19 protein-coding genes are annotated in these 20,891 nt (G+C 68.6%); 7 read left to right on the top strand and 12 right to left on the bottom strand.

From position 1 onward, the window contains the following. Window positions 1-64 precede the first annotated feature (64 nt). Window positions 65-1,294 (bottom strand): class I SAM-dependent RNA methyltransferase, encoded by a 1,230-nt coding sequence (locus VH571_RS14650; RefSeq protein ID WP_423265152.1) that lies wholly within the window; start codon window positions 1,292-1,294, stop codon window positions 65-67. A 38-nt stretch (window positions 1,295-1,332) separates the two neighbouring features. On the opposite strand from VH571_RS14650, the gene VH571_RS14645 reads away from it, so the two are divergent. Then, a complete protein-coding gene (locus VH571_RS14645) occupies window positions 1,333-2,022 on the top strand; it encodes a Maf family protein (protein WP_423265151.1) in 690 nt (229 codons plus the stop codon). Window positions 2,023-2,127: 105 nt separating this feature from the next. Next, entirely contained in the window at window positions 2,128-3,915 is a 1,788-nt protein-coding gene (locus VH571_RS14640; RefSeq protein ID WP_423265150.1) for an acetyl/propionyl/methylcrotonyl-CoA carboxylase subunit alpha, read from the top strand. A gap of 311 nt (window positions 3,916-4,226) precedes the next feature. On the opposite strand, the gene VH571_RS14635 is transcribed toward VH571_RS14640, so the two are convergent. Further along, window positions 4,227-5,114 carry an endonuclease domain-containing protein gene (locus VH571_RS14635; protein WP_423265149.1) on the bottom strand — a complete coding sequence of 296 codons (888 nt, stop codon included), beginning with the start codon at window positions 5,112-5,114 and terminating at the stop codon, window positions 4,227-4,229. A gap of 188 nt (window positions 5,115-5,302) precedes the next feature. Between VH571_RS14635 and VH571_RS14630 the strand changes: the two genes are divergently transcribed. Together VH571_RS14630 and VH571_RS14625 are read left to right on the top strand one after the other, a co-directional pair. Beyond that, window positions 5,303-6,157 (top strand): purine-nucleoside phosphorylase, encoded by an 855-nt coding sequence (locus VH571_RS14630; RefSeq protein ID WP_423265148.1) that lies wholly within the window; start codon window positions 5,303-5,305, stop codon window positions 6,155-6,157. After that, window positions 6,154-7,890: a phospho-sugar mutase gene (locus VH571_RS14625; protein WP_423265147.1), complete on the top strand. Its 1,737-nt coding sequence runs from the start codon at window positions 6,154-6,156 to the stop codon at window positions 7,888-7,890. The genes VH571_RS14630 and VH571_RS14625 overlap by 4 nt, the downstream gene beginning before the upstream one ends. A gap of 301 nt (window positions 7,891-8,191) precedes the next feature. Here VH571_RS14625 and VH571_RS14620 read toward each other — a convergent pair whose 3' ends face one another. The 10 genes from VH571_RS14620 to VH571_RS14575 all read right to left on the bottom strand — a co-directional run bounded on the left by VH571_RS14620 (window position 8,192) and on the right by VH571_RS14575 (window position 18,586). Continuing rightward, window positions 8,192-8,464, bottom strand: a complete 273-nt coding sequence (locus tag VH571_RS14620; protein ID WP_123942037.1) for a PTS sugar transporter subunit IIB — start codon at window positions 8,462-8,464, stop codon at window positions 8,192-8,194. Continuing rightward, window positions 8,461-9,015, bottom strand: coding sequence for a PTS sugar transporter subunit IIA (locus VH571_RS14615; protein ID WP_423265146.1), 555 nt, complete (start codon window positions 9,013-9,015; stop codon window positions 8,461-8,463). Before VH571_RS14615 ends, VH571_RS14620 begins: the two co-directional genes overlap by 4 nt. Before the next feature lies 1 nt (window position 9,016). Next, window positions 9,017-10,138: an adenosine deaminase gene (locus VH571_RS14610; RefSeq protein ID WP_423265145.1), complete on the bottom strand. Its 1,122-nt coding sequence runs from the start codon at window positions 10,136-10,138 to the stop codon at window positions 9,017-9,019. A gap of 66 nt (window positions 10,139-10,204) precedes the next feature. Beyond that, a complete protein-coding gene (locus VH571_RS14605) occupies window positions 10,205-11,497 on the bottom strand; it encodes a thymidine phosphorylase (protein ID WP_423265144.1) in 1,293 nt (430 codons plus the stop codon). Beyond that, on the bottom strand, window positions 11,494-11,964 hold the full coding sequence (locus VH571_RS14600; protein ID WP_423265143.1) for a cytidine deaminase: 471 nt from the start codon (window positions 11,962-11,964) through the stop codon (window positions 11,494-11,496). Before VH571_RS14600 ends, VH571_RS14605 begins: the two co-directional genes overlap by 4 nt. After that, complete coding sequence (locus VH571_RS14595; RefSeq protein WP_423265142.1) at window positions 11,961-13,250, bottom strand: ABC transporter permease; 1,290 nt, start codon at window positions 13,248-13,250, stop codon at window positions 11,961-11,963. The genes VH571_RS14600 and VH571_RS14595 overlap by 4 nt, the downstream gene beginning before the upstream one ends. Then, on the bottom strand, window positions 13,247-14,560 hold the full coding sequence (locus VH571_RS14590) for an ABC transporter permease (protein ID WP_423265141.1): 1,314 nt from the start codon (window positions 14,558-14,560) through the stop codon (window positions 13,247-13,249). Before VH571_RS14590 ends, VH571_RS14595 begins: the two co-directional genes overlap by 4 nt. Next, a complete protein-coding gene (locus tag VH571_RS14585; protein ID WP_055959483.1) occupies window positions 14,557-16,101 on the bottom strand; it encodes an ABC transporter ATP-binding protein in 1,545 nt (514 codons plus the stop codon). The genes VH571_RS14590 and VH571_RS14585 overlap by 4 nt, the downstream gene beginning before the upstream one ends. Before the next feature lie 85 nt (window positions 16,102-16,186). Continuing rightward, a complete protein-coding gene (locus tag VH571_RS14580; RefSeq protein WP_084816140.1) occupies window positions 16,187-17,269 on the bottom strand; it encodes a BMP family lipoprotein in 1,083 nt (360 codons plus the stop codon). A 207-nt stretch (window positions 17,270-17,476) separates the two neighbouring features. Then, entirely contained in the window at window positions 17,477-18,586 is a 1,110-nt protein-coding gene (locus VH571_RS14575) for a mannose-1-phosphate guanylyltransferase (protein ID WP_123942019.1), read from the bottom strand. A 144-nt stretch (window positions 18,587-18,730) separates the two neighbouring features. On the opposite strand from VH571_RS14575, the gene VH571_RS14570 reads away from it, so the two are divergent. From VH571_RS14570 to VH571_RS14560, 3 genes are all read left to right on the top strand, one after another. Then, on the top strand, window positions 18,731-19,903 hold the full coding sequence (locus tag VH571_RS14570; RefSeq protein ID WP_423265140.1) for a glycosyltransferase family 4 protein: 1,173 nt from the start codon (window positions 18,731-18,733) through the stop codon (window positions 19,901-19,903). Window positions 19,904-19,995: 92 nt separating this feature from the next. Then, window positions 19,996-20,430 carry a succinate dehydrogenase, cytochrome b556 subunit gene (gene sdhC, locus VH571_RS14565; protein ID WP_123942015.1) on the top strand — a complete coding sequence of 145 codons (435 nt, stop codon included), beginning with the start codon at window positions 19,996-19,998 and terminating at the stop codon, window positions 20,428-20,430. 7 nt (window positions 20,431-20,437) lie between these two features. Next, window positions 20,438-20,887, top strand: coding sequence for a succinate dehydrogenase hydrophobic membrane anchor subunit (locus VH571_RS14560; RefSeq protein WP_423265139.1), 450 nt, complete (start codon window positions 20,438-20,440; stop codon window positions 20,885-20,887). The last annotated feature ends 4 nt before the right edge of the window (window positions 20,888-20,891 follow it).

The raw sequence follows: 20,891 nt of genomic DNA, 5'->3' as shown, positions 1-20,891 counted from the left end.
TTCGATGGGCGCTCGGTCCCTGATACCGAGCGTCACACTCGGATTCTATCGGGATGGGTGTCGCTCACCGGGTCAGGCGCACCACGGTTTCAAGGTGGTGCGTGTGGGGGAACAGGTCGAAAGCACGAATGCCGTCGAGGTGGTAACCGCCCTCCTGGAAGAGGGCGATGTCTCGCGCCAGGGCGACGGGGTCACAGGCGACGTAGACGACCTGAGCGGGACTCGCTGAGGTTATCCGGCCCACGACGTCCTTCCCAGCCCCCGATCGGGGCGGGTCGAGCACGACGGTCGCCTGACGCAACCGCTCGCGGTCGCCCTGGTTCGCGGTCGAGGTGAGCTCTCGGATCCAGCGCTCCACCCGACCCGTGACGGCCGATGCACCGATCCACTCCTGCAGATTTTCGGCCGCGTGGTCGGTGGCTCGTGAGTCGCTCTCGACGCTGGTGATGCGAAGAGCCTGGCCGAATCGATCGCCGACGGCCGCGGCGAGAAGGCCGACTCCGCCGTAGAGGTCGAGGTTCATCGCCCGAGGATCCATCAGGGCCGGGTCGATCAGATCTTGTACCGCCGCGGTAAGGGTCTGGGCAGCCCCGTGGTGCACCTGCCAGAACCCCCCGTCGTCGAGCCGGAACTCGCGCTCGCCGACGCGCTCGACCACGGTGGTGCGCGCCTGCTTGCCGATGATCAGACGGGCCCCGCCCTCGCTCGGCGAGAGCACGTCGACGTGCTCCTCGCCCACGAAGCGCTGCTCGAGGGGCGCGGCCTCCTCGACGGCCGCGGTGGCGAGCGGCAGGTCGTCGACGGCGATGACGGTGTGGGAGCGCTGCGCGTACGGCCCCGGGCGGCCGGACTCATCGACGTGGAGCCGTACGCGGGTGCGCCAGCGGGTTCCGCCGACCTCGTCGTCGCCCGGAACGCCCTCGACGACGACGTCGAAGTCGATGCCCGCCATGCGCGAGAGAGCGTCGATCAGCACCTGACGCTTGAGTTCGCGCTGGTGGGCGAGGGCGATGTGCCCGAACTCGGCCCCGCCAGCACGCTGCGACGGGTCGCGATCGACCGAGGCGGCGCCCCAGACGTGCTCCTGTCGGTGCGGCGAAGCGTCGAGCACCTCGACGGTGTCGGCTCGCCAGAACGACTTCTTGCGGTCTTCGGTGATGCGCGCGCGCACCCGCTCGCCCGGGATCGCATCGGTCACGAAGACGACCCGACCGTCGAGGCGTGCGACGGAGATTCCGCCGTGTGCAATTCCGGTCACGTCGAGCTCGACGTCTTTTCCAAGCATTTCACCCATGGAGCAAGTCTGGCGTATCGGTCTGACACTCTTGACGCATGCCCGTGCGCCTCTATCTCGCCAGCACCTCGCCCGCCCGCCTCGCCCTGCTGCGGGCTGCCGGAATCGAACCCCTGCTCATCTCGCCCGGCGTCGACGAAGACGAGGCGGTGGCGCACGAGGAGGCCACCCTCGGCCGGCCGCTGACCGCCGTCGAGACCGTCACGCTCCTGGCCCGCGCGAAAGCGGAGGCGGTGATCGGGGCGCAGGTCGACGGCGCCGACATCGACGGATTCATCCTCGGCGGCGACTCGGCGTTCGAGATCGAAGGCGCCGTCTACGGCAAGCCGCACGACCCCCTCGTCGCAACCGACCGCTGGCGCCAGATGGCCCGCGTCGGCCGGGGCACTCTCCACTCCGGGCACCACCTCATCGACCACCGCGGCGGGCGCCCGCACGCCGGCCACTCCGCCGCCGCAGAGGCCCACCTCACCTTCGCCGACGACCTCACCGACTCCGAGATCGCCCACTACATCGCGTCCGGAGAGCCGCTCGAGGTCGCCGGCGCATTCACGATCGACGGCCTGGCCTCGGCGTTCATCACCGAAATCGAGGGCACGCCGAGCGCGGTAGTCGGCCTGTCGATCCCGGTGCTGCGAAAGCTCCTCCGCGACCACTTCGGCATCGAGTGGCCCGAGCTGTGGAACGCCGTTCAGGGTGGCCTGAGCGGCGCCTCCGCCGGATCCTGAGGTCTCCGGTCGTCACAAAATTGTAGGATCCGGCCCGTCCGCAATCGGGCTTTTTGTGCGGGGCGACCAAAGGAGCGACCTCTCGGGGCCGTAGGCTTGGGATTTATGCCGCGAATTACCAAGGTGCTCATTGCCAACCGTGGAGAGATCGCAGTCCGGGTCATCCGCGCCGCGCGAGACAGCTCTATCGCGTCCGTCGCGGTCTACGCCGACCAAGACCGAGACGCCCTCCACGCCCGCCTCGCCGACGAGGCCTACTCGCTCGACGGCACCACGAGTGCCGACACGTACCTGGTCATCGACAAGATCCTGTCGATCGCCCGCCGCTCGGGGGCCGATGCCGTCCACCCGGGCTACGGGTTCCTGGCCGAGAACGCCGACTTCGCCCGAGCCGTCACCGACGCCGGCCTCGTGTGGATCGGCCCGTCGCCCGACGCGATCGAGAAGCTCGGCGACAAGGTCTCGGCGCGTCACATCGCCGAGAAGGTCGGAGCGCCGCTCGCCCCCGGCACCCTCAACCCCGTCACCGGCTCCGACGAGGTACTCGACTTCGTCGACACCCACGGCCTTCCCGTTGCGATCAAGGCGGCCTTCGGCGGCGGCGGTCGCGGCCTCAAGGTCGCTCGCACCCGCGAAGAGATCCCCGAGCTGTACGACTCGGCCGTGCGCGAGGCTGTCGCCGCCTTCGGTCGCGGCGAGTGCTTCGTCGAGAAGTACCTCGACAAGCCCCGCCACGTCGAGACCCAGTGCCTCGCCGATGCCGAGGGCAACGTCGTCGTCGTCTCGACCCGCGACTGCTCGCTCCAGCGTCGTCACCAGAAGCTCGTCGAAGAGGCACCCGCCCCGTTCCTCTCCCCCGACCAACTCACCGCGCTCTACACCGCCTCGAAGGCGATCCTGCGCGAGGTCGGCTACGTCGGCGCCGGTACCTGCGAGTTCTTGATCGGCCAAGACGGCACCGTCTCGTTCCTCGAGGTCAACACGCGCCTCCAGGTCGAGCACCCCGTCTCGGAGGAGGTCACCGGCATCGACCTGGTGCGCGAGCAGTTCCGTCTCGCCGAGGGCGGCACGCTCGACTACGCCGACCCCGAGCCGCGCGGCCACTCCTTCGAGTTCCGCATCAACGGCGAAGACGCCGGTCGCGGCTTCATGCCCGCACCCGGCCCGGTGCACGTCTTCAAGGCACCCAGCGGCCCCGGCGTTCGCGTCGACTCTGGCGTGCAGGCGGGCGATGAGATCTCCGGATCGTTCGACTCGCTGCTCGCCAAGCTCATCGTCACGGGTTCGTCGCGCGAAGACGCCCTCGAGCGCTCGCGCCGCGCTCTCGCCGAGTTCGAGGTCGCCGGTCTCCCCACCGTGCTGCCGTTCCACCGCGTGATCGTCGACGACCCCGCGTTCGCGCCCGAGCCCGGCACCCCGTTCTCGATCTACACCCGCTGGATCGAAACCGAATTCGACAACACCATCGAGCCGTGGTCGGGTGAGGCCTCCGCGCCCTCCGTCGCCGCGGCCCGCTCCACCGTCGTGGTCGAGGTCGGTGGCAAGCGCATCGAGGTGACGCTCCCCGCGACTCTCGGCTCGCGCTCCGGTGCCGCCGGCGCCGGTGCCTCCGCTCCGGCCCCGCGTGGATCGCGCTCGGGTCGCAGTGCCGGCCGCAACGCCGGCTCGGCTGCTACCGGCAACGCGGTCGTTGCTCCGATGCAGGCCACCGTCGTGAAGCTCGCCGTGACCGAGGGCCAGGCCGTCGTCAAGGGCGACCTCGTGCTCGTGCTCGAGGCCATGAAGATGGAGCAGCCCGTCGCGGCCCACCGCGATGGCGTCATCACGGGCATCGATGCGGCCGTCGGCACCACCGTGTCGGCGGGGCACGTGCTGCTGTCGATCGGCGATTAGCTGGGCTCGCTGCCTGCTTGGCTCCTTTCGCGCGTGCGGCGTGCGCTCATGTCAGCACTCACTGTTGTATGCTCTGCCTACCTGCCGCCGATCGCGTTGCTTGCCCGTATTCACACGGCTCACTCCTGAATTCAGGTGCGTCGTCTCCCGACTCAGGAGTGGGGACGGGCTGAGCGTATTAAGCAGGAGCCGGCCCCTTGGACGCTCCTGATTGCAGGCGCCAGGATCCTCCACTCCTGAATTCAGGCCACCGACCGCGCTCGCCCACACCTGAATTCAGGCTCGGGCGTCTGGAACGAGCCGACCATCACTCACAGCCGCGCTCGAGCCACCGTCGCCAACACGGTGCCCTGCACCCACAGCCAGCGATCGCGCACCTGGTCGGCGCTGAACCGCAGCGGGATCCAGCCCCGCGAGACCGCCACGGCGTCGCGCCGCCGATCCTCGTCGAACTGCGCTTTCGACCTGTGGAACTCGAACCCATCGACTTCAATGAGCACGGCCGTACCGACGACGCGAAAGTCGACGGTCCCCACGAACGGGATGTCGGCCTGCGCCTCGAGTTCGACGCCCTGGGCCGTCAGCCTCTGCCGTGTGATCGACTCGACTCCTGATCCCATGCCGGGCCGACTTGCCCTGACGAGGGCTTCCAGGCGCGGGATGCCGTCGGCGAGTCGCTTCAATGCGACCTCGCCGGCACCACGAAGCGAGCGCACCGTGTCGAGGCATGCAACCGCCGTCTCCGTGTCATGCCAGCGCATTACCTGCGCCACCGCACGGGGCAGGCCGACCCGCCAGCACTGGTCGGCGTCGCGATGATCGTCGTCCCAGTGCAGGAGGACCGGCCGGTGCCATCGATCGTCCACGAGGCAGGTGCCCGGGTGACGGCCCGAGGGAACGGAGACAGTGCGGAGTCTGCTCGCATTCGGCAGCACGCTGACGTGGACGGGCTCACTCCAACCGCCCCAGAGCCCGTAAGAATCGGTGGCGCTCAACCCCGACAGCCGGCCTCCGACCCGAACCGCAGTCAGGGCCGCGGCGGGGGTCTCCGGTACGGCGTAGAAACCCCGCCGGACGCGAAGAAGTGTCTGAGTCGCCACCGCCTGCTGAAGATCTCGCGGGCTCACCCCCGCTCCGAGTAGCAGCTTGGCCGGAACGAGGCCGCCAAGTCGGCGAACGGTCGCTTGCACAGTGTCCATCCCACGAGGGTGGCGGGTCGGCAGCGGCCGGGGCGCGGGCGGCGGCGATCTGTGCAGGGGTGGGGCCGGATCCTGATCTGTGGAGACGAAGACGCGGGATCCGGCAGAGGCCGCCCGGATCCTGCGCTCTCGCGCCACCCTGTGGAGAGTGCCCCCGACCGCCCTCCGTCGCCCCTAGAGTTGTTCGCATGTCTTCGACCTCCAGCCCCTCACTCGGCAGCCCCGCGACCCCCCTCGACGATCCGTCGACCGACCCGTTCGAGGTCGCAGCCACGGCCGCCGCCGAGATTGCGGAGGCCACCGGCGTGGCAAGTCACGACATCGCACTCACGCTCGGGAGCGGATGGGGTCGCGCCGCCGAGCTGATCGGCGAGAGCGTGGCCGAGATTCCCGCGACCGAAATCACTGGTTTCGGCGCCTCGGCCGTCGTCGGCCACTCCGGGTCGCTGCGCAGCATCCGCCTTGCGGATGGCCGTCATGCGCTGATCATCGGTGCGCGCACGCACTACTACGAAGGCCACGGCGTGCGACGCGTCGTCCACAGCGTGCGCACCGCCGCCGCGACAGGCGCGAAGATCATGGTTCTGACCAATGGAGCCGGGGGTATCCGCGAGACCTGGAAGCCCGGGCAGCCCGTGCTCATCAGCGACCACATCAACCTCACGGCCGACTCGCCGCTCGAGGGCGCCACGTTCATCGACCTCACCGACCTCTACTCGAAGCGACTCCGAGACGTGGCACGCTCCGTCGACCCCAGCCTCGACGAAGGCGTGTACACGCAGTTCCGAGGCCCCCACTACGAGACACCGGCCGAGGTGCAGATGGCCAAGGCAATCGGAGGCCACATCGTCGGCATGTCCACGAGCCTCGAGGCCATCGCGGCACGCCAGGCCGGCATGGAAATCCTCGGCTTCTCGCTGATCACCAACCTCGCGGCCGGCATCCAGAAGACGCCCCTCGCCCACGAAGAGGTGCTCCAGGCCGGCAAAGACGCCGAAGGTGCGATCAGCCAGCTGCTCGCGCGGGTGGTGGCGGCCCTGTGAGCGACGCGAATACTCTTCGCGCCACCGCAGCAGCCTGGTTGGCACAAGACCCCGACGCCGAGACGCGCGCCGAGCTGTCTGAGTTGCTCGCTCGGTTCGACGGCGACGACGCCGAAGTGGCTGCGGAAGCCCACGCCGACCTGGCCGACAGGTTCGATGGCCGGCTCGAGTTCGGCACGGCAGGCCTGCGAGGCGAACTCGGAGCCGGCTCCAAGCGGATGAACCGCGTGCTCGTCGCTCAGGCCGCCGCCGGGTTTGCTGCGTTCCTCGTCGACCGGGCAGCGTCGGATCCCACCTCTGCCTCCCCCAGCATCGTGATCGGCTACGACGGCCGCACCAACAGCGACGTCTTCGCCCGCGATACCGCCGAGATCATGACCGCCGCCGGCGTGCGCGCGACCCTCCTCCCGCGGGCACTCCCCACCCCCGTGCTGGCCTTCGCCGTGCGCCACCTCGACGTCTCAGCCGGCGTGATGGTCACCGCCAGCCACAATCCGCCGCGCGACAACGGTTACAAGGTCTACCTCGGCGGCGCGGATCAGGGCTCGCAGATCGTCAGCCCCGTCGACGCCGAGATCGCCTCCGCGATCGAGCGGGCAGCCACCGGCTCCGTGCTCGACCTGCCTCGTTCCGACGACTACGTGATCGCCGGCGATGACATCGTCGCGGACTACGTCAGGCTTACCGCAGCCGTCGCCGGGCGCTCGGCTTCGCTTGCCGTCGCTGCTGCAGCGCCTCGAGTCGTCTACACGGCGATGCACGGCGTGGGGTGGGAGGTGGCTCGCCGCACGATCGCCACAGCGGGCTTCCCCGAGCCCATTCCCGTCGCCGAGCAGGTCGCACCCGATGCGGCCTTCCCCACGGTCGCCTTCCCGAACCCCGAAGAGCCCGGCGCTCTCGACCTCTCGTACGCCACCGCCGATCGTGTCGAGGCCGACCTGATCCTCGCCAACGACCCCGACGCCGACCGGCTTGCCGTCGCCATCCCCGACCCGTCCGGCGACGGCTGGCGTCGTCTCACCGGCAACGAGGTCGGAGCGATCCTGGGGTGGCGTGCGGCCGAACGCGCCAAGGCATCGGGTGATTCGTCCGGTGTGCTGGCGGCGTCGATCGTCTCCTCCCCCGCTCTTCGCACAGTCGCCGCCGCATACGGCCTCGAGTCAGTCGATACCCTGACGGGCTTTAAATGGGTCTCGCGCGTCGACGGGCTCATCTACGGTTACGAAGAGGCCCTCGGTTACCTCGTCGATCCAGCCAAGGTCCGTGATAAAGACGGAATTTCGGCGGCACTCGACATCCTCGCTCTCGCGACGGAGCTGCACGCCTCCGGGTCGAGTCTCGCGGAGCATCTCGGCGCCTTCGACGCCACCTTCGGCGCATTCGCGTCGTCCCAGGTGTCGTTGCGCGTCAGCGACCTCGCCGAGATCCCCCGCATCACCTCTGCGCTCCGAGCCGCGCCCCCGACGACGATCGGCGGGTATCCGGTCGACCGGCTCGACGACTTCGCCCACGGTTTCGAGCAGTTCCCGCCCGGCGACATCCTCCGCTTCTGGCTGGCAGGCGACGAGTCACACGACGGGTCGCGCGTCATCGTGCGTCCGAGCGGCACCGAACCCAAGCTGAAGGTCTACATCGACGCGTGGAGCACGACGGGTGACGCGGCCGAGCGTCGCGCCGCGGCCGACTCCGTGGTCGCCGCCCTCGACTCCGGGGTGCGCGAGCTGCTGCGCTGATCGCGGGCGCGGGCGCAGGCGCAGTCGCGGTCGCGGTCGCCTGGATCGGCGAACCGACGCGGTTCGGCCAATGCGACGTGGCGCGCCGCGTCGCCTTGGCCGAACCGCGTCGCTTTGCCACGCGACCCCGCGGCCTGACGTGAATCGGCCAACCTCGCGCGCCGCGGCGCTGGCACCTTGGCCGATTCGCGTCGCCTCACGGGACGAGAGATCGCAGCACGGCACCCCGCGTCGCCGCACCCCGCAGCGGGCACTGCACCCAGCAGCGGAGCACCCCGCACCACACAGCAGAAGGCCGGGCTCAGCCCAGAGCTCGCTCCAGCTTCTCGGTGAGCTCGGCGAGGTCGAAGTGGTTGACGATCACGATCACGTCGGCGAAGGTCGGCCCGATCGCGTCGACGAACTCGGCCGACGTCAGGATCACCTGCGCGTCGTCGGCGACAGACCGAACGCTTGCCAGGTCGGCCGCGACGACGTCGGCCTCGATGTCGAGCTTGGCGAGCACGCGCTCGGCGTTGACCTTCAGGATTCCGCTGGACCCGATGCCGACACCGCAGATCGTGACGATCTTCACGAGCCACCCTCAGACGACGAACCCGAAGCAGAACCACCAGCAGACGAACCAGAACCCGAACCAGAACCACCCTCAGACGAAGACGAACCCGCGCTAGAACCAGACCCCGCACCAACACCCATAATCGCTCTCACGTCGTCGGCCCTCGTCGCGTCGGCGAGGGCGCCGATCCGGCTCTGGTCGTTGAAGACGTTGGCGATGTCGGCGATAAGGTCGAGGTGGCCGCCGACCGATTCGACCGCGAGGCCGACGATGACGCGCACCGGGTCGTTGTGCGGGTGCCCGAACGAGACCGGCGAGGCCAGGGTGACGACGGCGAGGCCGTCGCTGATCACCTGATCGTCGGGGCGGGCGTGCGCGAGGGCGAGGCCGGGAGCGATCACGACGTAGGGGCCGTGCTCGTCGATCATGCGGATCATCTCATCGGAGTAGCCCGGACGCGCGGCCCCGGACGCCGTGAGAGCGGCCCCGGCGACCGCGACGGCGGAACGCCAGTCGGGCGCGAGCGACCCGAGCACGATGGCCTCGTCGGGAAGCGGGGGCAGCGCCATCTCAGGCCTGCTCGAACCCGGCGACGATGCGGTCGGCCAGGTCGTCGCGATCTTCGAGTGAGAGGAACGACGCTGCTGCCGCGTTGAGCTGGAACGCCTGGAGGTCGCTGAGGTCGTAGTCGAAGGCTTGCGACAGCAGCGACAGCTCGCGGCTGAGGCTCGTTGCGCTCATCAGGCGGTTGTCGACGTTGACCGTGACCCGGAAGCCGAGCTGATAGAGCAGGTCGAACGGGTGGTCGTAGAGCTCGGTGCCCCACTGGGCGATGGCCCCGGTCTGAAGGTTCGACGACGGCGACAGCTCAAGGGCGATCTCGCGGTCGCGCACCCAGGCGGCGATCGGGCCGAGGCCGACGGTCGTGTGGTCGCTCTCGCGACCGAGCACGCTGATGTCTTCGGCGAGGCGCACGCCGTGACCGAGGCGGAGGGTGCGTCCGTCGAAGAGGGCGCTCTTGATGCTGTCGAGCCCGTCGGCCTCGCCGGCGTGAACCGTGACGGGGAAGAACTCGCGCGCCAGGAGGTCGAACGCGGCCTGGTGGGCCGACGGCGGGAAGCCGAGCTCGGCGCCGGCAATGTCGAAGCCGATCACGCCGTTCTCTCGGTGGCGGAGGGCCAACTCGGCGATCTCGAGCGACCGGTCGGCGTGGCGCATTGCGGTGACCAGCTGGCCGATGGTGATCTCGTGACCGCGCTCGGCGAGGTCGGTGATGGCGTCGTCGATACCGGCCTGGACCGCCTCGACCGTCTCGTCGAGGGTGAGGCCCTCGCGCAGGTGCTGCTCGGGCGCCCAGCGGATCTCACCGTGGATGACGCCGTCGGCGGCCAGGTCGAGCACGAACTCGTGCGCGACCCGTCGGAGGTTGGCGGCCGTCTGCATCACGGCGAGAGTGACGTCGAAGGTCTTCAGGTATTCGACGAGCGAGCCCGAGTCGGACTGCGTCTGGAACCACGATTCGAGACCGGCGGCATCGTCGACCGGCAGGGCGATGCCGGCCTGAGAGGCGAGCTCGACGATGGTCGCGGGCCGAAGCCCGCCATCGAGGTGGTCGTGCAGGCTGACCTTGGGGAGGGCGGCGATGCTCGGCCCTCCGTTGGGCAGACGGTATTCCTGGTCCGGTGCGCTCATACGCACCACCGTACTAGTGCTCGGAGGCGACACTCTGAACGGCGACCACAAGCGAGGTAGACGAATCTAGGAGATTCGCTCCACGACGAGAGAACGAGCGGCGGGAGCCGAGGATCCGATGCCCCACGCTCCCTCGACCGACGCCAGGGCGCGCTCGAACCGCGATGCCTCGTCGGTGTGCAGGGTGAAGAGCGGCTGCCCCTCCTCCACGCGGTCACCCGGCTTCGCGTGCAGTTCGATGCCGGCCGTCGCCATCACCGGATCCTGCTTGCGAGCACGGCCGGCTCCGAGGCGCCAGGCCGCGATGCCGAAGGGCAGCGCCTCCTGCTTGTCGAGGTAGCCCGAGCGGGGCGCCGTGACGACGTGGGTCTCTCGAGCGACCGGAAGAGCGGCGTCGGGGTCGCCGCCCTGCGCCTCGATCATGCGGCGCCAGCTGTCCATAGCGCGACCGTCGTCGAGGGCGGCCTCGACATCGGCGTCGGGCTGGCCGGCAGCAGTCAGCATCTCGCGCGCGAGGGCGACGGTGAGCTCGCGGATGTCGGCGGGACCGCCTCCGGCGAGCGTCTCGACCGACTCGCGCACCTCGAGGGCGTTGCCGATGGTCAGTCCGAGGGGAATGCTCATGTCGGTCAGCAGCGCCGACGTCGTGACTCCGGCGTCTGTGCCGAGGTCGACCATCGTGCGGGCGAGGAGGCGCGACTGGTCGATGTCTTGGATGAACGCACCCGAGCCGAACTTCACGTCGAGCACCAGGGCGGAGGTGCCTTCGGCGATCTTCTTCGACATGATCGACGAGGCGATGAGCGGGATGGCCTCGACCGTGCCGGTGATGTCACGGAGGGCGTACAGCTTTTTGTCGGCGGGGGCCAGGCCGGATCCTGCGGCACAGATCACGGCGCCGACATCTTTCAGGATCTCGAACATGCGCTCGTTCGAGACGTCGGCCTGCCAGCCGGGAATCGACTCGAGCTTGTCGAGGGTTCCGCCGGTGTGGCCGAGCCCGCGGCCCGAGAGCTGCGGCACGGCGACGCCGAACGACGCCACGAGCGGGGCCAGCGGCAGGGTGATCTTGTCGCCCACTCCGCCGGTCGAGTGCTTGTCGACGGTCGTCTTGCCGAGCGTCTGGAACGACATGGTCTCGCCCGAGGCGATCATCGCGAGCGTCATGTCGCGGATCTCGGCGCGCTCCATGCCGTTGAGGAAGATCGCCATGATCACGGCGGCCATCTGCTCGTCGGCCACGTAGCCGCGTGTGTAGGCGTCGATCAGCCACTGGATCTCGGGTGTCGACAGGGCTTCCTTGGAGCGCTTGGTGCGGATCAGGTCGACGACGTCGAAGGGTTCTACGGAGGTGGTCATGAGCGGCCTTTCTGCGAGGCCTCGTAGGCCTCGAGCTGACGGGGCCCGAACGCGTCCGGGATCACCTCGTCGATTGTCTTGAATCCCGAGACGGTGTCGAGCACCATTCCCTCGGCGGAGTGTTCGTAGAGCAGCTGGCGGCAGCGACCGCAGGGCATCAGCACGCCGCCGTTGCCGTCGACGCAGGCGAAGGCGACGAGGTGCCCGCCACCGCCCATGACGAGGTCGGAGACGAGCGAGCACTCGGCGCAGAGCGTCAGACCGTACGAGGCGTTCTCGACGTTGCAGCCCGACACGATGCGGCCGGTGTCGGTGAGAGCGGCAGCCCCCACCGGGAACTTCGAGTACGGCACGTAGGCGCGCTCCATCGCGGCCCGGGCCGTCTCGCGCAGGAGGTTCCAGTCGACCCCGACCGGAGAACCGGTTCGGAGCGAAGGATCCGGCTGCGCAGCATCTGTCTCGGTCATGACTTGATGTACGCCTTTCCCGAGGCCGCAGGCCCGCGTGACTGACCCACGAGGCCGGCGACGGCCAGGATCGTGACGACGTACGGAAGCATCAGCATGAACTCGCTGGGCACGGGCGAGCCGACCGAGCTGAGCACGTTCTGCAGGTTGCTGGCGAATCCGAAGAGCAGGGCTGCGAGGGTCGCTCGGATGGGATCCCAGCGGCCGAAGATGACCGCGGCGAGGGCGATGTAGCCGGCGCCCGCCGTCATCGACTTCTGGAACTCGCCCAGGTCGCCGAGCGTGAAGAACGCGCCGCCGAGACCGGCGATGGCGCCCGCGAGAGTCACGTTCCAGAAACGAGTGGCGTTGACCCGGATGCCGACGGTGTCGGCTGCCTGCGGGTGTTCACCCACGGCGCGGAGGCGAAGGCCCCAGCGGGTCTTGAAGAGGCCGAAGAAGACGCCCGCGACCGCGATGTACATCAGGTAGACGATCACGTTCTGCTGGAAGAGCAGCGGCCCGATCAGCGGGATGGTGCTCAGCCCCGGGATGTCGAGCTTTGGGAATCGCAGACCCTGGTTGAGGTCGGGCGTGTTCGTGAGCACCTCCGAGTAGAGGAAGCTCGTGAGGCCCGTGACGAAGACATTCAACACCACGCCGACGATCACCTGGTCGACCAGATAGCGGATGCTGAACACCGCAAGCACCATCGAGACGAGGGCACCGGCGATCATGGCGCTGATCAGACCGACCCAGAGCGAACCCGTGATGCTGGCGACGACGGCCGAGACGAACGCACCGCCGAGCAGCTGGCCCTCGATGGCGACGTTGACGACGCCGACCCGCTCCGACACGACGCCACCGAGGGCGCCGAAGATCAGCGGGGTCGAGAGACCCAGCGAGCCGACCAGGAGGCCCGGCACGAGGATCGACTGACCGGCGCCGGCCCAGGCGAGGAACGCGACGAAGAACAGCACGCCGAAGACCGCGATGAGCCAGAGCGGCACCCGCTGGTACCGCGAGACGCGGAAGACCGCGATCAGGGCGATGAGGGCCAGCACGATAGTGACGACGATGCCCGCTCCGAACGACGGGAGCACCGCGTTGGGGAGCTTGACGAAGTCGGTCGACGTCGAGAGGCGGAACGTCGAGTCGCCGTCGCGGTGGCCGACGACGAAGAGCAGGAGCGCCACGACGACGAAGATGCCGAGCGCGATCGGGGCCTTCCACGAGCGGGTACGGGCGACGGCCAGGCCGGGGGTATCTCCGGCGGGGATGGCGGTGTCGGGGGCGAGAGTGCTCATTTGGTCACCACGGCGGTCTTGGCGGACGAGGTCTTACGGGCGCGGGGCGGTGTGCCGGTGCCGGGCTGCCGGATCCTGAAGATCGTTCGCACCAGCGGGGGCGCAGCAACGAACAGCACGATCAGCGACTGGACGACGAGCACGATGTCGATCGGAACGCCGTTGGCCGCCTGCATGGCATAGCCACCGGCCTTGAGCGCACCGAACAGGATGCCCGCACCGAAGACGCCCCACGGGCGCGAGCGTCCGAGGAGGGCGACGGTGATCGCGTCGAAGCCGATACCGGCGTCGATTCCCGACGAGAATCCGGTGGTCAGCGTGCCCAGCACCTGGGTGGCACCGGCGATGCCCACGAGGGCGCCCGAGAGCACCATCGCGTAGATGTAGACGTTCTTGACGTTGATGCCCGAGGTGCGCGCCGCGTGCGGGTTCTCGCCGACCGCGCGGAAGCGGAAGCCGAGGCTCGAGCGGTTGAGCAACCAGGAGCAGAAGATCGTCGCGGCGATCACCAGGATGAAGCCGAGGTTGAGGTTGTAGTTCGGGCCGAGGATCTTCGGCAGGATCGCCGACGGCAGCGTCGCGGGCGACTGCGGGTTGGCCGAGCCGGGAATCTGGAGGAGGCCCGGGGTGCGCAGCATGAACGACAGCAGGTAGAGAGCGATGTAGTTGAGCATGATCGTGAGGATCACCTCGTGGGCACCCGTGCGGGCCTTCAAGAACCCGACGATGAAGCCCCAGAACGCGCCCCCGGCGATACCGGCGAGAATCGCCAGCGGCAGGTGGACGCCGATCGGCAGGTCGAACGAGAAGCCGACCCAACCGGCCGCGGCGGCACCGGCGAGGATCTGCCCCTGGCCGCCGATGTTGAAGAGCCCGGCACGGAACGAGAGCGCGACGCCGAGACCGGCGACGATCAGTGGCATCGCGTAGTTCAGCGTCTCGGTGAACGGGCGGATACCCGCCGCGAACCCGTAGGCGCTGAAGTCGATGATCGACCCTTGGAAGATCGACACGTATGCGACCGAGATCGACTTCCAGGCGGCCCCGAAGAAGTCGCTCGGGCGGGCGAAGAGGTAGCCCGCCGTCTCTTGCACGTTGGGGTCGGTGGCGGCGATCAGGATCCCCGAGATCACCAGGGCGAGCACGACGGCCAGCACCGAGATCATCGCGTTCGACGAGACGATGTCGCGAAGGATCCTGGCGGTGCGGTCGTCAGGCTCGTCGCGGTGCGGCGCCGGGGTTCCGGCAGCGGCGGGTGCGGCTTCGACCAGCCCGGTCTCCCCGGGCGGGGTGGGTGTCGTCTCGGTCATGCGACCGGCTCCGTTTCGTGGGTCGTGGGCGGGACGAGCTCGGGCGGCGTCTCGCCGGCCATCATGAGCCCGAGCACGTCGCGCGGGGTGTCGGCGGGGACGATGCCGATGATCGTGCCGCGGTACATGACGGCGATGCGGTCGGCGAGCGCGACGACCTCGTCGAGCTCGGTGGACACGACGATGACGGGCACGCCCGAGTCGCGGGTCTCGACGATGCGCTTGTGCACGAATTCGATCGAGCCGACGTCGATGCCTCGCGTCGGCTGGGCCGCCACGAACAGGCGCAGGTCGCGCGAGAGCTCGCGGGCGAGCACGACCTTCTGCTGGTTTCCGCCGGAGAGTCGGCCGACCGGGGTCGCGATGCCCTGGCTGCGGATGTCGAACTCGCGCACCTTCTCGGTCGCGAACGCGGCGAGGTCGACCAGTTTGAGCCAGCCCCGTTTGACGAACGGGCCGGAGTAGGTGCGGTCGAGCATGAGGTTCTCGGCGATGGTGAACTGACCGACGAGACCGTCTTCGGTGCGGTCCTCGGGCACGAAGCCGACACCGGCGTCGAGCACCTTGCGCACGCTCAGGCCCTGGATCTGCTTGCCGTCGAGAGTGACCGACCCCTCGACGCGCTCCTGGAGTCCGAGGAGGGCCTCCGTCAGCTCGGTCTGCCCGTTGCCCTGCACACCCGCGATGGCGAGCACCTCGCCGCGCTTGACCTCGAACGAGACACCGTCGACGACGACCTGGCCGATCGCGTCGATCACCCGAAGGTCGTCGACCACGAGCGCTGTGTCGCCGATCTGCGGCGGGTTCTTCTGCACGGTCAGCTCGACCGACCGACCGACCATCAGCGAGGCCAGCTCCGCGTTCGACGCGGTGGGCGAGGCTTCGCCGACGACCTTGCCGAGGCGGATGACCGTGATGCGGTCGGCGACCTCGCGCACCTCGCGCAGCTTGTGCGTGATGAACACGATGCCGGTGCCCGCGTCGCGGAGCTGCCGCATGATGACCATCAGCTCATCGGTCTCTTGCGGGGTGAGCACGGCGGTGGGCTCGTCGAACACGAGCACCTTGGCGTCGCGCGAGAGCGCCTTGATGATCTCGACACGCTGCTGAACGCCGACGGGCAGTTCTTCGACCAGGGCGTCGGGGTCGATGTCGAAGCCGAAGCGCCGTGAGATCTCGCGCACCTTCGCGCGGGCGCCCGGCAGATCGAGGCGGCCGCCGAAGGTCGTCTCTTCGTGGCCGAGCATGACGTTCTCGGCGACGGTGAAGACGGGCACGAGCATGAAGTGCTGGTGCACCATGCCGATGCCGGCCGCCATGGCGTCGCCGGGGCCGTCGAAGTGCTGGACGACGTCGTCGAGCAAAATGTCGCCCTCTTCAGCCTGGTAGAGGCCGTAGAGGACGTTCATAAGGGTGGATTTACCGGCGCCGTTCTCACCGAGGAGAGCGTGGATCTCACCCGCCTCGACAGTGAGGCTGATGTGATCGTTCGCGGTGAGGGCGCCGAAGCGCTTGGTGATGCCCTGGAGTTCGAGCTTCATGGTGGTTCTCCCTGGATCGGGGGCAGGGGCGGAGCAGAGCGGAGGGCCCGAAGTGACGATAGTCGCTCCGGGCCCTCCTGAGGTGCTACTTCTCGGTGGCCTTCGACTCGACGGGGATCGAACCGTCGATGATGCCGGCCTTGATCTTGTCGAGCTCGCCCTGCAGGGTCGAGGGGACCTTGTCTGCGTAGTCGTGGAACGGCGCCAGTCCGACACCGTCGTTAGCGAGGGTTCCGACGTAGGCCTTGTTCGAGAACTTGCCCTCCGCGGCCGCGGTGACGACGTCGTTGGTGGCGGGCTTGATGCCCTTCTCCACGCTGGTGAGGAACAGCGACTTGTTGGCGGGGTCGGTCTCGTAGGTGTCGGAGTCGACACCGATCAGGACGGTGCCGTTGTCAGCGTCTTTCACGGCCTGTGCGGCGCTCTGGTAGATCGGGCCACCGACGGGCATGATGACGTCGGCGTCCTGGTCGAGGAGGTTCTGAGCGGCCTGCTTGGCGGAGGTTCCGGCCTCGAAGCCACCGGTGAAGACGCCCTTCTGGCTGTCGACGTTCCAGCCGACGACCTTGACGTTCTTGTTCTTCTGCTCGTTGTAGTACTTCACACCGTCGGCGAAGCCGTCCATGAAGATGGTGACGGTCGGGATCTGGAGACCGCCCATGGTGCCGACGACGCCGCTCTTCGAGTAGGCAGCAGCCGCATAGCCACCGAGGAACGCGGCCTCGGAGGTGTTGAACGTGATCGCCTGGACGTTCTTGCCCGTGTTCGACGAGTCGTCGATGGTGGCGAAGTCGACGTTCGGGTTCGCCGCAGCGGCCGTCTTCGTCGCGTCGGCGAGAAGGAATCCGACGGTGATGATCAGGTTGCACTTCGAGTTGACGAGGCTGGTGATGTTGGAGTTGAAAACGGTCTCGTCGGCCGACTCGACGTGCTTCTCCTGGGAGCCGAGCGTCGTCGCCGCCTCCTGGAGCCCCTCGAGGCCGAGCTGGTTGAACGACTTGTCGTTGAACCCGCCCGAGTCGGAGACCATGCACGGCAGGTAGCTCGACTTCGCGCCACTGCTGGCAGTTCCGGTTGCTTCGGGTGCGGAGCCGCAGCCGGCGAGGATCGCCGTCGAGCCCACGATGGCGAGGCCGGTGAGTACGGCCTTCCGCGCTGAGATTGTCAAAGTGTCCTCCCAGACAGTCATTCTCAAGAATCGGCCCAGCATCGGGTGCTGAGCACTATGTCTGGCAGGTTACCTAAAGTGACGCGGTGTATTGACCACGGTCGACCCGGTTGACTCAAGCGTTACCGACTCGCGACCAACGCGAAACAGCGCCGATATCTGCGATGTGCTAGCGATGCCCGATGCCGCTCGCGTCGGCCGGGCACCTCAGAGGACGTCGTTGCGCCCCGAGAGCTTGAGCGCGTCGACGACGCTCTTCACCCGCTGCGCGTTGGCGCTCGTCGTGACGAGCAGGGCGTCCGGGGTGTCGACCACGACGATGTCGGTGACGCCGATCAGCGAGATGAGACGGTCGCCCTGGCTGACGACGATGCCCGACGACGAGTCGGCGAGCACGCGCGCGTTCTCGCCCAGGATCGCGAGATCGGAGGCGCGCCCCTTCGAGTGCAGCTTGGCGATCGAGGCGAAGTCGCCCACGTCGTCCCAGTCGAAGTCGCCCGGGATGACCGCGAGGCGCCCCTGCGCGGCAGCGGGCTCGGCGACCGTGTAGTCGATGGCGATCTTCTCGAGGTTCGGCCAGATCTGGTCGACGACGGCGCCCCTGGCCGGGGTGTCCCAGGCGTCGGCCAGTTCGAGCAGCCCGGCGAGCAGCTCCGGGCGCGTCTCGCCGAGCTGTTCGAGGAGGCGGTCGGCGCGCGAGATGAACATGCCGCCGTTCCAGAGGTAGTTGCCGTCGGCGAGGTAGGCCTCGGCGGTCTCGAACTCGGGCTTCTCGACGAACGAGGTGACGGCGGCGGCGTGCGGCGCCCCCTCGATCTCGAGGGGTTCGCCCCGGTGGATGTATCCGAATCCGACTGCGGGCTCGGTGGGCGTGATGCCGATGGTCGCGATGTAGCCCGCGTCGGCGGCCGCGATGGCCTCCTTCACGGCGCGGACGAAACCGCGCTGGTCGGCGATGACGTGGTCGGCCGCGAACGAGCCGATGATCACATCGGGCTCGCGCTTCACCAGAATGGCGGCGGCGAGACCGATCGCCGCGGTCGAGTCTTTGGGCTCCGACTCGAGCACCACGTTGTGGTCGTGGAGGTCGGGCAGCTGCGCCTCGACGGCGGCCCGGTGCGAGCGACCGGTGACCACCATGATCCGCTGATCGCCGTTGAGCGGCGCCAAGCGATCCCACGTGCCCCGGAGCAGCGTCGATCCGCTGCCGGTGAGGTCGTGCAAGAACTTGGGGGCGTCGGCCCGGCTGAGCGGCCAGAGGCGCGAGCCGATCCCGCCGGCCGGGATGATGCTGTAGAAGCGGTCGAGTGCTGTCATGGCCACACCCTATCGGCGAGCCGCCGAGGATCCGCGAGAAGCCCCCCTGACCCGGCCCCTCTCGCGCTACCCGCCGTTCACAGCACCGCCACTCCCCCGTCACGCCGGGCTTCTAGCCTCCAAGCAGCAACCGAGGGGAACAGATTGCGCGTAGCCATCGTCACCGAGAGCTTCCTGCCGACCTTGAACGGGGTCACCACGAGCGTGTGCCGGGTGCTGGAGCACCTGCGTGACCGCGGCCACGAGGCGATGGTGATCGCCCCGGCCGGGCGCGGGCCCGATCGCTTCGCCGGTTTTCCCGTCCACCGCATGCCGGCGGTGGGCTACCGCCAGTTTCCGGTCGGCATCCCCGGCCCCCAGCTGAGCGCCCTCCTCGCCGGCTTCGACCCCGACGTCGTGCACGCCGCGTCACCCCTCGTGCTCGGCGCCCAGGCGATCACCGCGGCGGCCCGCCTCGGTGTGCCGAGCGTGGCCATCTTCCAGACCGATATGGCCAAGTACGCCGGCCGCAACGGCTTCGGCGCCGCCGGAACCGCTCTCGTCTGGAAGCTGATCCGCCGCGTGCACCAGGGGGCGACCCTCACGCTCGTGCCGTCGCAGGCGTCGCGCCGCGACCTCGAGCGGATCGGCGTCGAATCGCTCGCCACGTGGGGGCGAGGGGTCGACTCGGCCCTCTACCACCCGAACCGGCGTCTCGAGGCGCGCACTCGGATCCTGCGCTCGTCGTTCGGCGGCGACGACCGGGTCGTCGTCGGCTACGTGGGGCGCCTGGCACCCGAGAAGGAGCTCGAGCGGCTGACGGCGCTGCGCAGGATCCGAGACATCCGGCTGGTCGTCGTCGGCGACGGTCCGAGCCGGGGTGCCCTCGCTCGCAAGCTCGCGCCGCTCGACCCGGTGTTCACGGGCGCCCTCCGCGGGGAGGAGCTCGCCACGGCGTACGCGGCGTTCGACGTCTTCGTGCACACGGGCACGACCGAGACCTTCGGCCAGACGCTGCAGGAGGCACACGCCTCGGGTCTGCCGGTCGTCGCACCCGCCGCCGGAGGGCCGCTCGACCTGGTGCGCCACGGCGTCGACGGCTACCTCTTCGACCCGCGGCACGAGCACTCGTTCCGCCGCGCCGTGCTGTCTCTCGTCGAGTCGCCCGAGCAGCGGGCCCGACTCGGCGAGGCCGGCCGTCGCACCGTCGTCGCGCGCACCTGGACGGCCCTCGGCGACGAGCTCATCGAGCACTACGAGACGGCACGCTCGACCTTCGCCACGGGTGTCGGGAGGCCGGCCGCCCGGCGTCCCAGCATTCTCTCGGTATCGAGATAAGTCGAAGGGCCCCGTCCGGGCCACTCTCGGCTGATGCCTAGGATGGAATAGTTTTTCTTACGGACACACCCCGACCAGTTGGAGGGTTGCTCATGGCCGAGCAGACAGGGGTCCTTACCGGATCCCCCGCACCGAAGATCCCCGCACCCCGACCTGGTCGGGTGCAGGGAACGCTCTACCGCGGTCGTGAAGGCATGTGGTCGTGGGTGCTCCATCGCATCACCGGTGTGTCGATCTACTTCTTCCTCCTGGTGCACATTCTCGACACCGCTCTCGTACGGGTCAGCCCCGCGGCCTACAACGCCGTGATCGGCACCTACAAGACGCCCATCATGGGGCTCGGCGAGACGGCTCTCGTCGCCGCGATCGGCTTCCACGCCCTCAACGGGCTGCGCATCATCCTCATCGACTTCTGGGGCAACGGCACGAAGCACCAGAGGTTGATGTTCTGGATCGTGATCGCGCTGTGGATCATCCTCCTCATCGGCTTCGTCCCCCGCCAGCTCATGAACGTCTTCTCGGAGTGATGCACTGATGACCACCGAGACCATCGAAGCTCCCCGCTCGGCGCGGGTGTCGAAGCGCAGCACCAACTTCGAGAAGTGGGGCTGGCTGTACATGCGCGGCAGCGGCGTGCTGCTCGTGGTGCTGATCTTCGCCCACCTCTTCACCAACCTGATCGCAGGCGAGGGCGGCGTCAAGGCCATCGACTTCGGCTTCGTCGCCGGCAAGTGGGCCAACCCGTTCTGGAAGGTCTGGGACACCCTCCTGCTGTGGCTCGCCCTGATCCACGGCTCGAACGGCATGCGCACGATCGTGAACGACTACGTGGGCAACCAGCGCCTCCGCAAGATCATCGTGTTGGCCCTCGTCATCTCCAGCGTCGTCCTGCTGGTCCTCGGCACGCTCGTCGTGTGGACCTTCAGCCCCTGCCCCGCCGGCGCACTTCCGAGCGACCTCCCGTCGTTCTGCCCGGCCCAGTAATCCC

Origin of the sequence: Frondihabitans sp. 4ASC-45 (assembly GCF_049472575.1) — a bacterium.
In the GTDB taxonomy this organism is placed as follows: Bacteria; Actinomycetota; Actinomycetes; order Actinomycetales; family Microbacteriaceae; genus Frondihabitans.
Note: the sequence above shows the minus strand (reverse complement) of the source record. Positions and strands in the feature narration are given on the sequence as shown.

Excerpts from the sequence above, each read along its gene's own strand:
- VH571_RS14650 (WP_423265152.1), bottom strand. The coding sequence starts at position 1,294 with ATGGGTGAAATGCTTGGAAAAGACGTCGAGCTCGACGTGACCGGAATT.
- VH571_RS14645 (WP_423265151.1), top strand. The coding sequence starts at position 1,333 with ATGCCCGTGCGCCTCTATCTCGCCAGCACCTCGCCCGCCCGCCTCGCC.
- VH571_RS14640 (WP_423265150.1), top strand. The coding sequence starts at position 2,128 with ATGCCGCGAATTACCAAGGTGCTCATTGCCAACCGTGGAGAGATCGCA.
- VH571_RS14635 (WP_423265149.1), bottom strand. The coding sequence starts at position 5,114 with ATGGACACTGTGCAAGCGACCGTTCGCCGACTTGGCGGCCTCGTTCCG.
- VH571_RS14630 (WP_423265148.1), top strand. The coding sequence starts at position 5,303 with ATGTCTTCGACCTCCAGCCCCTCACTCGGCAGCCCCGCGACCCCCCTC.
- VH571_RS14615 (WP_423265146.1), bottom strand. The coding sequence starts at position 9,015 with ATGGCGCTGCCCCCGCTTCCCGACGAGGCCATCGTGCTCGGGTCGCTC.
- VH571_RS14610 (WP_423265145.1), bottom strand. The coding sequence starts at position 10,138 with ATGAGCGCACCGGACCAGGAATACCGTCTGCCCAACGGAGGGCCGAGC.
- VH571_RS14605 (WP_423265144.1), bottom strand. The coding sequence starts at position 11,497 with ATGACCACCTCCGTAGAACCCTTCGACGTCGTCGACCTGATCCGCACC.
- VH571_RS14600 (WP_423265143.1), bottom strand. The coding sequence starts at position 11,964 with ATGACCGAGACAGATGCTGCGCAGCCGGATCCTTCGCTCCGAACCGGT.
- VH571_RS14595 (WP_423265142.1), bottom strand. The coding sequence starts at position 13,250 with ATGAGCACTCTCGCCCCCGACACCGCCATCCCCGCCGGAGATACCCCC.
- VH571_RS14590 (WP_423265141.1), bottom strand. The coding sequence starts at position 14,560 with ATGACCGAGACGACACCCACCCCGCCCGGGGAGACCGGGCTGGTCGAA.
- VH571_RS14585 (WP_055959483.1), bottom strand. The coding sequence starts at position 16,101 with ATGAAGCTCGAACTCCAGGGCATCACCAAGCGCTTCGGCGCCCTCACC.
- VH571_RS14575 (WP_123942019.1), bottom strand. The coding sequence starts at position 18,586 with ATGACAGCACTCGACCGCTTCTACAGCATCATCCCGGCCGGCGGGATC.
- sdhC (WP_123942015.1), top strand. The coding sequence starts at position 19,996 with ATGGCCGAGCAGACAGGGGTCCTTACCGGATCCCCCGCACCGAAGATC.
- VH571_RS14560 (WP_423265139.1), top strand. The coding sequence starts at position 20,438 with ATGACCACCGAGACCATCGAAGCTCCCCGCTCGGCGCGGGTGTCGAAG.